Origin of the sequence: Bradyrhizobium sp. 197 (genome assembly GCF_023073375.1) — a bacterium.
Classification (GTDB): domain Bacteria; phylum Pseudomonadota; class Alphaproteobacteria; order Rhizobiales; family Xanthobacteraceae; genus Bradyrhizobium.
In genome coordinates this window covers 148,899-161,093 of record NZ_JADPJJ010000024.1, presented here as the reverse complement: position 1 = coordinate 161,093, position 12,195 = coordinate 148,899, and the positions used below count along the sequence as shown (strand labels likewise).

Genomic DNA, 12,195 nt, shown 5'->3' with positions numbered 1-12,195 from the left:
CAGAAAGATTCTGGATTGCTTCGTTGCGCTCGCAATGACGGGTGAGGCGATACCTACCTATTCGTACCGAAAATCTTCCGCGCTTCCGCCGGGCTCGCGATCTCGCGGCCCGCGCGCCGGGCGCAGGCGGCGATGGCCTCGATCAGCTGGCCGTTGGACGTCACCTTCTTGCCGTCGGCGAGATAGAAGGCATCTTCGAGACCAGTGCGCAGATGGCCGCCGAGCTCAGCGCAGCGCTGATGCAGCGGCCAGATTTCTTCGCGGCCGATCGCCGTGACCTGAAAATGCGCCTCGGGACGCTTCAGCTTGATCAGGATCGGCAGCAGATCGGGATCGGACGGCATGCCGGAGGCGATGCCCATGACAAAATTATACTCGAGCGGACCCTTGTACATGCCGACCTGGCGGTACATGCCGACGCAACGAACAATGCCGACGTCGAAACATTCGAATTCGGGGATGGTTCCGACCGCATTCATGACGTCGAGATAGTCCTTCACCTTCTCGACCGCATTGTCGAACATCATCGGCGGCCAGGCCCAGCTGTTGTCGGCCTTCACCTTCAGGTAATTCAGCGAGCCCGCGTTGCAGGCCGCGATCTCCGGCCTGGTCTCGCGGATGCAATCGAGCGCGCCTGAGTAGTTCGGCCCGGAGACGCCCGAGGTGTGATTGATGATGACACCCGGGCAGGCTTCGCGGATGGCCTGCTGGATTTCCTTGCTGACGCTGACCTCCCAGGACGGCAGATGCCCTTTGTCCGGCGCCTGCTGGCGCAGATGGATGTGCATGATCGACGCGCCGGCATCGAACGCAGCCTTGGCCTCGCGCGCCATCTGCTCAGGCGTCACAGGCACGTTGTGCAGCTTTGGGTCAGTGAGCACGCCGTTCAGCGCGCAGGTGATGACGGCCTTGTCGCTCATGCCTTGAATGTCTCGCACGTTGATAATTCAACGCTTGCGATCATGTGATGGGCGGCACGCGGCTTCTTGCGCGGAGAAGCTGGAAAAAAGCGAGAAATCGCAGGGTGGGTTACGCTGTCGGACTGCGCTTCGCACAGCCGCGAGCTAACCCACCACTACGAGAGCGATGCTAGCTCGCCTCCGCCAGCCTCACTGTCTCGCTGCTGCGATAGATCGCTAGATCCCGCGAGCCGACGAAGATCGCGCGCGGCTTCAGGCCGTAGAAGCGGCGGATCGAATGGCTGAAATGGGTGCTGTCGGGATAGCCGATATCCTGCGCGAGATGGGCGAGGTTGAGGTCCTGGTTGGCGAAGTGCAGCAGATGCCGCGCGCGCTTCCAGGCGCGGAAGGAGCGAAACGAGATGCCGGTCTCTTCCTTGAACAGATGCAGGAAACGCGAAGCGGAAAGTCCGGCGTCCGCCGCACATGTGTCCGCCGTCACGGGCTCGCCCGTGAAGCGGCCGATGCGCGCCACCGCACGCGTCACGCGCGGGTCGAGCACGCGCCGCGGCAGCGCTTCGCCAAAACACATCTCGTCGAATTCGGCGGTGGTGATGTCGCCGTAGCGGCGCTGGCGCAACAGCGTGTAGGCGGCGAGGATCTTGCGGGCATAGACGGCCTGGTCGGGTCCGGTGAGCCGCGCGGCCAAGGCCTCGATCACGCCATCAGGCATACTCTCCGGCTCCAGCGTCACGCTGATCGCCGTGCGGTAGTCGCTGGCAATGGAATGCCGCTGGTTCGGCAGGGTGACGAACAGCTCGCCGGTGGCGAGGACTTCGTCGAGCGTCAGATGCAGGCTACCCTTGACCGCGACATAGACGTGGCAGCAGCCGGGCGTCCGCTTGCGGGGGCGGCCGAGCAGGCCGGCATAGAATACCCGCTCCGGCGTGATCAGCATCAAATGGTCGGATTCGCGACCGTTATCTTCCATTGGGATCCTCCTCGCGCGGCTCTTTGGCCGCTGCGGACGGAGGTCACCTTAGCGGAAATTTGGGCGCTGTCACGGCGCGGTAGCGCTGTCATGGAGCGTAAAACATCGGCGTTCCCGGACGTCCAGAGGAGGAAGCCGGAACCGGCAAGCAACAATTTCGTCCAGGCGACGGAGCTACGCCCTCACACGCGCCGCGATGTTCTGTTCGACTCCAGCCTTCTGCTCCGCAGCAACCGCACGTTTGAATCCATCGCGCTGCTGCAAGCATGCCCAATAAGCTGCGACATTTGGCCCAAAGTCCTTGGCGAGCCCGATGTTGCTGGCGAGGCGGAGCGCATAACCAATGACAATGTCAGCGGCGGTGAAGCGACCCGCGCACAATGTTTCGGCATTGGCGGTCGCGGCCTCGACGGCGCGCAGCCGGCCCAGGAACCACTTTGCATAGTCGGTAGCGACCTGCGGATTGCGGCGCTCTTCCGGCTCGAGCTGGGTGTATCGGAGCACCAGCGTCTGCGGGAACGTTAACGTGGCGTCGCTGAAATACATCCAGTTCAGGAACGCGCCATGGGCGGGATCCTCAGGTCCCACCATCAGCGGCGTCGGCCCGTGCCTGATGCCGAGATAGTGGCAGATGCCGGACGATTCCGTCATCTTGGTCTCGCCGTCGACCAAAAAGGGAATCGTGCCCAGCGGATTGAGCGCGAGGTATTCCTTGGCGAAGACCCGCGGCGGGAACGGCAGCATCTTCAGTTCGTAGGGAAGTCCCATCTCCTCCAGCATCCAGAGTGGACGGAAAGAGCGCGCTGCGTCGCAGTGATAGAGCGTGATCATCAAGAGCTTCCTTTGCTGCCGGGCAGCGTGCCCATCATCTTGCACAGGACCATCAGCATGACCTCGTCCGCGCCGCCGCCGATCGAAGTCAGGCGGCTGTCGCGATAGGCACGGCGGACCGGCGTCTCGTTGGTAAAGCCCATTCCGCCCCAATATTGCAAGCAGGCGTCGGTAAGCTCGCGGCCGATCCGACCAGCCTTCAGCTTGGCCATGGTCGCAAGTTTTGTGACATCCTCGCCCGCCACCAGCGCCTCGGCGGCGCGGTAGATCAGCGCGCGCAGCAGCTCGACCTCGGTCTGCATCTCCGCCAGCTTGAAGTGAACGACCTGGTTGTCGAGGATCGACTTGCCGAAGGCTTTTCGGTTGCGGGTGTATTCGATGGTCTCGTTGATGATGTATTCGTGCGCCTTCAGGCAGGCCGCCGCACCCCAGAGGCGCTCCTCCTGGAACTGGATCATCTGGTAGGTGAAGCCCTTGCCCTCCTCGCCGATCCGGTTGCGCCTGGGCACGCGGACATTGTCGAAGAAGATTTGCGCGGTGTCGGAGGAGCGCATGCCCATCTTGTCGAGTTTTCGCGCGACAGTGACGCCCTTGGTCTTCATGGGCACGCAGATCAGCGACTTGTTGCGGTGGACGGGCCCGTCGCCGGTGTTGGCGAGCAGGCAGATCCAATCGGCCTGGGTGCCATTTGTGATCCACATCTTGCCGCCGTCGATGACGTAGTCGTCGCCGTCGGTGCGCGCATTGGTCTTGATCGAGGCCACGTCCGAGCCCGCGCCGGGCTCGGAGACGCCGATGCAGGCGACATAATCACCGGAGATCGAGGGTACCAGGAATTCGCGCCGCACCTCGTCCGAGCCGAACCGCGCCAGCGCCGGCGTCGCCATGTCGGTCTGCACGCCGATCGCCATTGGCACGCCGCCACAGGTGATGGCGCCGAGTTCCTCCGCCATCATCAGCGCGTAGGAATAGTCGAGGCCGGAGCCGCCGAATTCGACCGGCTTGTTTAGCCCCAGGAAGCCGAGGCTGCCCATCTTCTTGAACAGCTCGTGCGCCGGGAAGATCTCGGCCTTCTCCCAGTCATCGACGTGAGGGTTGATCTCATTGGCGATGAATTTTTGCAAGGAGCGACGAATCTCGACGTGGTCGGCGGTAAACAGCATTTCTTCCTCTCGTCGTCACAACCCCATCTGCCGCGACGCGAGATCCTTCATGATCTCCTCGGTGCCGCCGCCGATGGCGTTGACCTTGACCTCGCGGTAGATGCGCTCGGCCTTGATGCCGCGCATGAATCCTGCGCCGCCGAAGATCTGCACGGCTTCAGAGGCGCAGAACGCCATGGTCTGGGTCGCCTGGTTCTTCATCATGCAGATTTCGGCGACGGGGCTTTCCCCCTGCTCCAGCCGCCAGGCCAGCGTCTCCAGCATCGCTTGCGATGCGGCGACCTTCTGCGCCATGTCGACGATCTTGTGGCGGATCACCTGGTGCTGCGCGAGCGGCTTGCCAAAGGTCTTGCGCTCCTTGGCGTAGGCAATCGCTTCGTCGAGGCAGACGCGCGCGAACGCGGTGCAGCCCGCCGCCATGCCCATGCGCTCGCTGTTGAAATTCCGCATGATGATCTTGAAGCCCTGGCCTTCTTCGCCGATCAGGTTTTCGGCCGGTACGCGGCACGCGTCGAAATGCAGAGTCGCGGTGTCCGAAGCCCACCAGCCCATCTTCTTCAGCTTCGTCCGCGACAGGCCGGGCGTATCCCCCTCGATCAGGAGCAGGCTGACGCCGCCGGCGCCCTCGCCGCCGGTGCGCACAGCAACGGTCAGATAGTCGGCGCGCATCCCGGAGGTGATGAAGGTCTTCTCGCCGCTCACGACGTAGTGATCGCCGTCGCGTCGCGCCTTGGTTCGGAGGCCCGCGACGTCAGAGCCACCGCCCGGCTCGGTGATCGCGAGCGCGGAGATCTTCTCGCCCGCGAGCACCTGAGGCAGCACACGCGCCCTGACCTCGGGGCGCGCCGCCCGCGCGATCGGCGGCGCGCCGATGGTGTGGCTCATCAGGCTGGCGCTGATCCCACCGGCGCCAGCCCGCGCCAGCTCCTGGCTGGCGACGATCTTCATGAACTGGTCGGCGGCGATCCCGCCATATTCCTCGGGGAATCCAAGCCCCAGCAGGCCGATCCCGGCCGCCTTGCGATAGAGCGCGCGGGGGAATTCGCCGGCCTCGTCCCACTCATGGGCGAACGGCGCAATCTCTTTGTCGACGAAACGGCGCATCACGTCGCGAAAGGCGTCATGCTCGGCAGTATAGAACGGGCTTTTCATCGCACTCTCGCCTTGCTGGCGGATTCGTCTCGTCCACCATGGCCGGAACCCTGGCGGCTCACTTGCGCGGAGTGGCTGGCCGGGCCCCCTCCGAGCAGGACCGGCCTAGCAACTCAACGCAAGACGATTTTCACCGCTCGCGCGCCAACTCCTGATCAAAAAAAGCATGATGCACAAACTCCGGCTGGCCCCAGGGCCACGCCGGGCATGGTGCAGAGCAATAGGGACGCAGGCGGCACCAGACCGCCGAGGGAGGAATTTTGGCCGTTCGTTACTACGACTGGATCGTCCATCATGGCCGCCGCACGCCGAACAAGGTTGCGGTGATTGATCTCGCGAGCGAGCGGCGCTTCACCTATGCGCAGCTGGATGCGCGTATTTCTCGTCTCGCTTCATTTCTGCGTCATACGCTGAAAGTCTCACGCGGCGAGCGCGTCGCGGTGCTGGCGCTGAACACGACCGATACGCTGGAGGTGCAGTTTGCCTGCGGCCGGCTCGGCGCGATCTTCGTGCCCCTGAACACCCGCCTCACCGTTCCCGAGCTTCAGTTCATTACCGGCGACTGTGCGCCGAAGGTGATGATCCACGATACCGATCTGGCCGAGACGGCGCTCGCAGTGGCGAGACTGTGCGGCGTCACCAGCAGCCTGCTGCTCGGGCCCGGCGGCTCTTACGAGGCCGGCATCGCGGCGGCAAAGCCGATCGAGGCAATCGAGGAGGTCACGCTCGATGATGTTTCGACCATCATGTACACGTCGGGCACCACGGGACATCCCAAGGGCGCGACGATCACCCATGGCATGACTTTCTGGAATTGCGTCAATCTCGGCGGCCCTGCCTGCATCGGACCGTCCTCGGTGCTGCTCACCGTGCTGCCGCTGTTCCACACCGGCGGGCTGAATTGCTACACCAATCCGGTGCTGCACGCCGGCGGTGCCGTGATGATCATGCGCGCCTTCGATCCCGGCACGGCGCTCGGCCTGATCAACGATCCCGCGCAGGGCATCAACGTGTTCTTCGGCGTGCCCGCGATCTACCAGTTCATGGCGCAGCATCCGGCGTTCGCGACCACCGATCTCGGCCGGCTGATCGTCGGCGGTGTCGGCGGCGCTCCGATGCCGGTACCTCTGCTCAAGGTGTGGGAGGCGCGCGGCGTAGCGCTCCAGCAGGGTTACGGCATGACCGAGACCTCGCCGGCCGTGCTAGTGCTCGACCGCGAGGATGCGGCACGGAAGGCCGGCTCCGCCGGCAAGCCGGTGCTGCACACGGAAGTGCGCATCGTGCGTCCCGATGGCAGCGACGCCGATGTCGGCGAGCTCGGTGAACTCTGGGTCAAGGGACCGAACATCACGCCCGGCTACTGGAACAAGCCCGAGGCGAACAAAACGTCGTTCACCGACGGATGGCTGCACACCGGCGACGCGACACGCGTCGACGACGAAGGCTTCTACTATATCGTCGACCGCTGGAAGGACATGTACATCTCCGGCGGCGAGAACGTCTATCCGGCCGAGGTCGAGAACGTCCTACACCAACTCAACGCCATCGCGGAAGCCGCCGTGATCGGCGTGACCGATGCGCAATGGGGCGAGGCCGGCCTCGCCATCGTCGCGGTCAAGCCGGGCCAAAAGCTGACCGAAGCCGATGTGTTCGCGCATTGTGCGGCGAAGCTGGCGCGATTCAAATGCCCGCGACGGGTTCACTTCGTCGACGCGCTGCCTCGCAACGCCACCGGAAAAATCCACAAGCCGACGTTGCGCAAGGAGTTTTCGGTGGCCTCGGAAGTCGACAAGAAAGCCGCCAACGCCTGATCAAAGCGCCCCACTCGCGGGCGCTTTTCTTTTTTCGACGTGCCTGCTCCAACCCGGAAGAACCCCAAGGAATTTCAAGGAATTTTCATGAACAAGAAACACTCCCTGCTTGCCGCAACAACAGCGTTGGCGCTGCTCACAACCCAAACCGCGTATGCGCAAAAAGCGTACGACACCGGTGTCACAGACACCGAGATCAAGATCGGCAATGTCGAGGCCTATTCCGGCCCGGCTTCCGCCTACGGCGTCATCGGCAAGACTGAGGAAGCCTATTTCAAGATGATCAACGATCAGGGCGGCATCAATGGCCGCAAGATCAACTGGATCTCCTACGATGACGGCTACTCGCCGCCGAAGACCGTTGAGCAGATCCGCAAGCTGATCGAGAGCGACGAGGTCTTCCTGGTGTTCAACGCGCTGGGCACGCCGACCCAGACCGCCGTGCAGAAATATCACAATTCCAAGAAAGTGCCGCAACTGTTTCTCGCCACAGGTGCCAGCAAGTGGAACGATCCGAAGAACTTTCCCTGGACCATGGGCTTCCAGCCCAGCTACCGCGTCGAGGCACAGATCTTCGCCAAGTATATTTTGAAGGAGAAGCCGGACGCGAAGGTCGCGATCTTCTATGCCAATGACGATTTCGGCAAAGACTACCTCGCCGGCATCAAGGACGTGTTCGGCGACAAGGCATCGAAAATGATCGTGGCGGAAGAGAGCTACGAGACATCGGAGCCTTCGATCGATGCCCATATCGTCAAGCTCAAGGGCACCGGCGCCGACGTCTTCGTCAACATCGCGACCCCGAAGTTTGCGGCACAGGCGATCAAGAAGATTGCGGAACTGGAGTGGAAGCCGATGCACCTGATGACCGACGTCTCGGTGTCGATCGGCGCGGTGATGAAGCCGGCCGGCCTCGAGGCATCCGAAGGTGTGCTGTCGGCCGGCTACCTGAAGGACGCGTCGGATCCGCAGTGGAAGCACGATGAGGGCATGAAGAAATTCATGGTCTTCGTCGACAAATACATGCCCGGTGCAAACATTTCGGACGCCAATCTGGTGTACGCCTATGCCGCGGCCCAGACCATGGTGCAGGTGCTGAAGCAGTCGGGCGACAATCTGACCCGTGAGAACGTGATGAAGCAGGCCGCGAGCCTCAAGGACTTCGTCCCCGACACGCTGATCCCGGGCGTCAAGATCAACACCTCGTCCACGGACTTCGCGCCGATCGAGCAGCTCAAGATGTGGCGGTTCAAGAAGGGCCAGTGGGAGCTGTTCGGCGATATCATCAGCGCCGAGACAGGCGGCTAGTTCGACTGAAAATACATGCAGATGCAGAATAGCGGCCGAAGGGCCGCTATTCTCTTGCGGCGCATTCAGCCTGCGGGATGTCCTGGCCGACGTCGATCGCCACGATGGGACAGGCCGAGGCGAACGCGAATCTCCGAGACCCCTGAGCACGGGGCATGACCACGCAAGAGTGGCGATGCCGGTTGGCGGAAAATCGACACTCAGCGTGTAGCTGTCGCAACCGGTCACGATCGCTTCGGGATCGATCGGCGCGCCGTCGAGGTAGAAATGCGTTCCGATCCTGTCAAGTGGCGCGCGAAGCGCAGGGCTCGGAAGGCGGACGGTGTTGTGGCCCGGCTCTCCCTTGACCCGCACGGCAGCCTGCGGCTCGCTCCAGCGGAACGTGTGACTTGACCCGACGCGCTTCAGCGCCGTCAAGACAGCGCGCGCGTGTGCGGCCGCGAGATGCGCTGCTGTGCGCGCGCCGAGAAGCACTGATCCAGCACCTTGCGCCAGGGATGTTGCTTCATGCCGAACTCGATGTCGGCCTGGTACATGGCGGCCTCTGCCACGCCAGGACAGCTCCCGCTGCCCGCGATGATGTTCGAGGGGAATGATGACGGAGAACAGCGGCGATTCACCGCCGCAGGGTGCGGGCACGTCCTGCATGCCTTCTTTCATAGACGTTTGCGATGCCATTCCGGATAGTGCTCGCGGACTATGCCGACAGAAACAGCGCGAACGATTCGTCGACCGTGCGACGCAGATGCTTTTGGTACAATTCATGATTGGCGTCGCCGGGCGCGACCCGTCCCAGCGAGGGCTTCGGGAAGTTCCGGAGCGGCACGTAGGCGATCGGCGCTGCGATCGGCGTCAGCTGCGAGCCGGGGCCGGCGCGGAGCGTCGATATGATTCCGTACATCTCGCCCGCAACCGTCGGCCGCGACACTGTGATCACGCGATGCTGGCCGTGCTTGATGATGACGAGATAGATGAAGCCGGACTGATGCGGCACCGCGACCTCGCCGGTGTGCTCATAGGCGGCATCGGTCCGCTCACCCTCGCGGAATACCAGTGAAGAGACCTTTGGCTCCCAGACGATCTCGGTGCGGTAGGCGAAGATTGCGTCCTTGTCGCCGAACGACGGGCGCAGCGTGATGTAGACGTCCTCGATCCAGGTCACCGCGCGATGGGCGTAGGAACCGAGGCTGTCAGGCGCGACATCGCTTGCGGTCGGAGGCGTCACCGCGACGGGACTCTTGCGCAAGGAGACGCCCAGCGCCTGCTCCAGCCGCACCGTGGTCGCCAGCGTGAACGGCCGCCGGCCGCCGAGCACCTTCTCCAGCGTCGACAGGCTGAGCTTGGCCTGCTCGGCCAGCGACTGCCGCGAGATCCGGCGTCTGGCGAGCTCCTCGCGAATGGTCTCCGCAATCTCGCGGCTCTGCTCGTCCGAAAGCTGCTTGTCGGCGAATTTGTCTTGCGTCTGCATCGTGGCCCCGCTCCAGGACGGCCATTCTAGCAGGGCGGACAAACCAGCACAAAACCACACTTGGCTGCCGCAGAGGCGGCCAACGCGGGCCAGCCGCGGCGGAACATTGCCGATCATTCTGCTCGCGAAATCGGGCCGTCCCGGCGGATGCTGAGAACCAGCAAACATGCTGTGGGAGCAGACCAAATGGACACCTACGACACGATGGAGATCGACGAGCACCCCATGCTGGGGCGGCTGATCAAGGTCGGATTGTTTCTTCTGGTGCAGGGCATCGCGGTGGCGCTGGTCGCATTCGTGGCGCTGCTGGTGAGCTTCGAGCCGGGCTGGTCGGCGACGCTGGAGCAGGCCAGCCTGCTCCAGCCCGGCGACGCCAAATCCGGATCTCTCCTCCTGAAGGAGGACGGCGCCTACACCGAAGCCATCCGCCTCGGCACCGACGTCGACATCACGGTGTCGGGCCCGACGCTGCGCGCTCGCGTCACCCAGGTTTTCCGCAACCCGACCAAGGACTGGGTCGAGGCGACCTATGTCTATCCGCTCCCCACCGGCGGCGCCGTCGATACGCTGAAGATGGTGGTCGGCGACCGCATCATCGTCGGCGACATCAAGGAGCGGCAGCAGGCGCGCGTGATCTATGAAGAGGCGCGCCGCGCCGGCCAGAAGGCCGCGCTCACCGAACAGGAGCGGCCGAACATCTTCACCAACTCGGTCGCTAATATCGGCCCCGGCGAAACCGTGCTGGTGCAGATCGAATATCAGGAGCCGGTGCACCAATCCGGCAACGAATATTCGCTGCGCCTGCCGCTGGTGGTCGGACCACGCTACAATCCGACGCCGATCGTGCAGAGCGTCGACTTCCGCAACGACGGCTCCGGTTGGGGCGCGACGAATTCGGACCCGGTGCCGGACCGCGACCGTATCTCCCCGCCCGTGCTGGATCCCGCCAGGAATGCGCCGGTCAATCCGACCAGCATCAGGGTGCGCCTGAATGCCGGCTTGGCGCTCGGCGAGGTCAAGAGCCCGCACCATAACGTCAAGGTCGCGAGCCCGGACGACACGACGCGAATCGTTACGCTTGCCGACGGTGCCGTGCCTGCCGACCGCGATTTCGAACTGACCTGGAAGCCGGCCGCTGTAAAGGCGCCGTCGGTCGGTCTGTTCCGCGAACGCGTCGGCGACGCCGATTATTTACTCGCCTTCGTCACTCCGCCCACCGCCGAGCAGGCAACGCAGAAGCCACTGCCGCGCGAAGTGGTGTTCGTGATCGACAATTCCGGCTCGATGGGCGGCACGTCGATCGTCCAGGCCAAGGCGAGCCTCACCTACGCGCTCTCCCGTCTCCAGCCGACCGACCGTTTCAACGTCATCCGTTTCGACGACACCATGGACGTGCTGTTTCCGGCCTCCGTGCCGGCGGATGCCGCGCGCGTCGGTGAAGCCACCTCGTTCGTCAGCGCGCTGCAGGCGCGTGGCGGCACCGAGATGGTGCCGGCGATGCGGGCCGCACTGACCGACAAGCTCGGCGATACCGGCATGGTTCGCCAAATCGTGTTCTTGACCGACGGCGCGATCGGCAACGAGCAGCAATTGTTCGAAACGATTACGGCGATGCGCGGCCGCTCGCGCGTGTTCATGGTCGGCATCGGGTCCACGCCCAACACCTATCTGATGACGCGCGCCGCCGAGCTCGGTCGCGGTGCCTTCACTCATATCGGCTCCGTCGAGCAGGTCGAGGAGCGCATGCGCGGCCTGTTCGCCAAGCTCGAGAATCCGGCCGTGACCGGCCTCAGCGCAAAGTTCTCCGAAGCAAAGGCCGACGTCACACCGGCGATCATTCCCGACATCTATCGCGACGAGCCGCTGGTGCTGGCGGCAAAGCTCGACAAGCTCGCGGGCTCGGTCGAGATTAGGGGCCGCGTCGGCGACCGCCCATGGTCGGTGACGCTGCCGCTGCAAAATGCAGCCGAAGGCAAAGGCCTGTCGAAGCTCTGGGCCAAGCGCAAGATCGACGACGCCGAAGTGGCACGCACCCTGCGCGAGATGACTCCCGAAGACTCCGACAAGGCGATCCTGGCGCTGGCGCTCGACCATCAGATCGTCACGCGGCTCACCAGCCTCGTCGCGGTGGACAAAACGCCGAACCGTCCTGAAGGCGAGCCGCTCAAGCTCAGCGAATTGCCGATCAACCTGCCGGCCGGCTGGGATTTCGCGAAGGTCTTTGGCGAACGACAGCAGGTCCCGGCGCAGCTCCGCGAACGTCACGCCGATGCGCGCAACCAGCCGGCCACGAGGCGGCCGACGCCCTCCGCACCGGATGCGATCCGCCTGCCCAAGACCGCAACCTCGGCCGAGTTGAAGATGATCGCAGGCCTGATGCTGGTCGTGCTCGCCCTGATCTTGTTCGTGTTCAACCGACGTCAGACCTTGCTCACTGACGTCGCTTGAGAGAGGAGCCCCCCGATCTCCTCTGTTAGCGCGCGCGGCTGCCCGTCCCACACCAACGGCCGCGCGCGCCTTTTTTGAACACGCCGCCTCAACCGAATTCGTCATTGCGAGCGAAGCGAAGCAA

Annotated in this window: 10 protein-coding genes; 3 read left to right on the top strand and 7 right to left on the bottom strand. The window is 63.7% G+C overall.

The features are described 5' to 3' along the window. Positions 1 to 53 precede the first annotated feature (53 nt). The 5 genes from IVB27_RS06160 to IVB27_RS06140 all read right to left on the bottom strand — a co-directional run bounded on the left by IVB27_RS06160 (position 54) and on the right by IVB27_RS06140 (position 5,036). Positions 54 to 920 (bottom strand): beta-keto acid cleavage family enzyme, encoded by an 867-nt coding sequence (locus IVB27_RS06160; RefSeq protein WP_247442156.1) that lies wholly within the window; start codon positions 918 to 920, stop codon positions 54 to 56. Between the two features lie 169 nt (positions 921 to 1,089). Continuing rightward, entirely contained in the window at positions 1,090 to 1,890 is an 801-nt protein-coding gene (locus IVB27_RS06155) for a helix-turn-helix domain-containing protein (protein WP_247351770.1), read from the bottom strand. A 174-nt stretch (positions 1,891 to 2,064) separates the two neighbouring features. Beyond that, positions 2,065 to 2,721, bottom strand: a complete 657-nt coding sequence (locus tag IVB27_RS06150; RefSeq protein WP_247442155.1) for a glutathione S-transferase family protein — start codon at positions 2,719 to 2,721, stop codon at positions 2,065 to 2,067. Then, on the bottom strand, positions 2,721 to 3,884 hold the full coding sequence (locus IVB27_RS06145) for an acyl-CoA dehydrogenase family protein (RefSeq protein WP_247442154.1): 1,164 nt from the start codon (positions 3,882 to 3,884) through the stop codon (positions 2,721 to 2,723). The genes IVB27_RS06150 and IVB27_RS06145 overlap by 1 nt, the downstream gene beginning before the upstream one ends. A gap of 15 nt (positions 3,885 to 3,899) precedes the next feature. Further along, the gene (locus IVB27_RS06140) at positions 3,900 to 5,036 is read right to left on the bottom strand and encodes an acyl-CoA dehydrogenase family protein (protein ID WP_247442153.1); all 1,137 of its coding nucleotides are present in this window, start codon (positions 5,034 to 5,036) and stop codon (positions 3,900 to 3,902) included. Positions 5,037 to 5,296: 260 nt separating this feature from the next. On the opposite strand from IVB27_RS06140, the gene IVB27_RS06135 reads away from it, so the two are divergent. Together IVB27_RS06135 and IVB27_RS06130 are read left to right on the top strand one after the other, a co-directional pair. Next, positions 5,297 to 6,847, top strand: coding sequence for an acyl-CoA synthetase (locus tag IVB27_RS06135; RefSeq protein ID WP_247442152.1), 1,551 nt, complete (start codon positions 5,297 to 5,299; stop codon positions 6,845 to 6,847). 87 nt (positions 6,848 to 6,934) lie between these two features. Next, complete coding sequence (locus tag IVB27_RS06130; RefSeq protein ID WP_247442151.1) at positions 6,935 to 8,155, top strand: ABC transporter substrate-binding protein; 1,221 nt, start codon at positions 6,935 to 6,937, stop codon at positions 8,153 to 8,155. A gap of 413 nt (positions 8,156 to 8,568) precedes the next feature. On the opposite strand, the gene IVB27_RS06125 is transcribed toward IVB27_RS06130, so the two are convergent. Then, on the bottom strand, positions 8,569 to 8,706 hold the full coding sequence (locus IVB27_RS06125) for a hypothetical protein (RefSeq protein WP_247442150.1): 138 nt from the start codon (positions 8,704 to 8,706) through the stop codon (positions 8,569 to 8,571). Positions 8,707 to 8,852: 146 nt separating this feature from the next. Continuing rightward, positions 8,853 to 9,623 (bottom strand): helix-turn-helix domain-containing protein, encoded by a 771-nt coding sequence (locus IVB27_RS06120; protein WP_247442149.1) that lies wholly within the window; start codon positions 9,621 to 9,623, stop codon positions 8,853 to 8,855. 186 nt (positions 9,624 to 9,809) lie between these two features. On the opposite strand from IVB27_RS06120, the gene IVB27_RS06115 reads away from it, so the two are divergent. Then, positions 9,810 to 12,071 carry a marine proteobacterial sortase target protein gene (locus IVB27_RS06115; RefSeq protein WP_247442148.1) on the top strand — a complete coding sequence of 754 codons (2,262 nt, stop codon included), beginning with the start codon at positions 9,810 to 9,812 and terminating at the stop codon, positions 12,069 to 12,071. Positions 12,072 to 12,195: the final 124 nt, after the last annotated feature.

Excerpts from the sequence above, each read along its gene's own strand:
- IVB27_RS06160 (WP_247442156.1), bottom strand. The coding sequence starts at position 920 with ATGAGCGACAAGGCCGTCATCACCTGCGCGCTGAACGGCGTGCTCACT.
- IVB27_RS06155 (WP_247351770.1), bottom strand. The coding sequence starts at position 1,890 with ATGGAAGATAACGGTCGCGAATCCGACCATTTGATGCTGATCACGCCG.
- IVB27_RS06150 (WP_247442155.1), bottom strand. The coding sequence starts at position 2,721 with ATGATCACGCTCTATCACTGCGACGCAGCGCGCTCTTTCCGTCCACTC.
- IVB27_RS06145 (WP_247442154.1), bottom strand. The coding sequence starts at position 3,884 with ATGCTGTTTACCGCCGACCACGTCGAGATTCGTCGCTCCTTGCAAAAA.
- IVB27_RS06140 (WP_247442153.1), bottom strand. The coding sequence starts at position 5,036 with ATGAAAAGCCCGTTCTATACTGCCGAGCATGACGCCTTTCGCGACGTG.
- IVB27_RS06130 (WP_247442151.1), top strand. The coding sequence starts at position 6,935 with ATGAACAAGAAACACTCCCTGCTTGCCGCAACAACAGCGTTGGCGCTG.
- IVB27_RS06120 (WP_247442149.1), bottom strand. The coding sequence starts at position 9,623 with ATGCAGACGCAAGACAAATTCGCCGACAAGCAGCTTTCGGACGAGCAG.
- IVB27_RS06115 (WP_247442148.1), top strand. The coding sequence starts at position 9,810 with ATGGACACCTACGACACGATGGAGATCGACGAGCACCCCATGCTGGGG.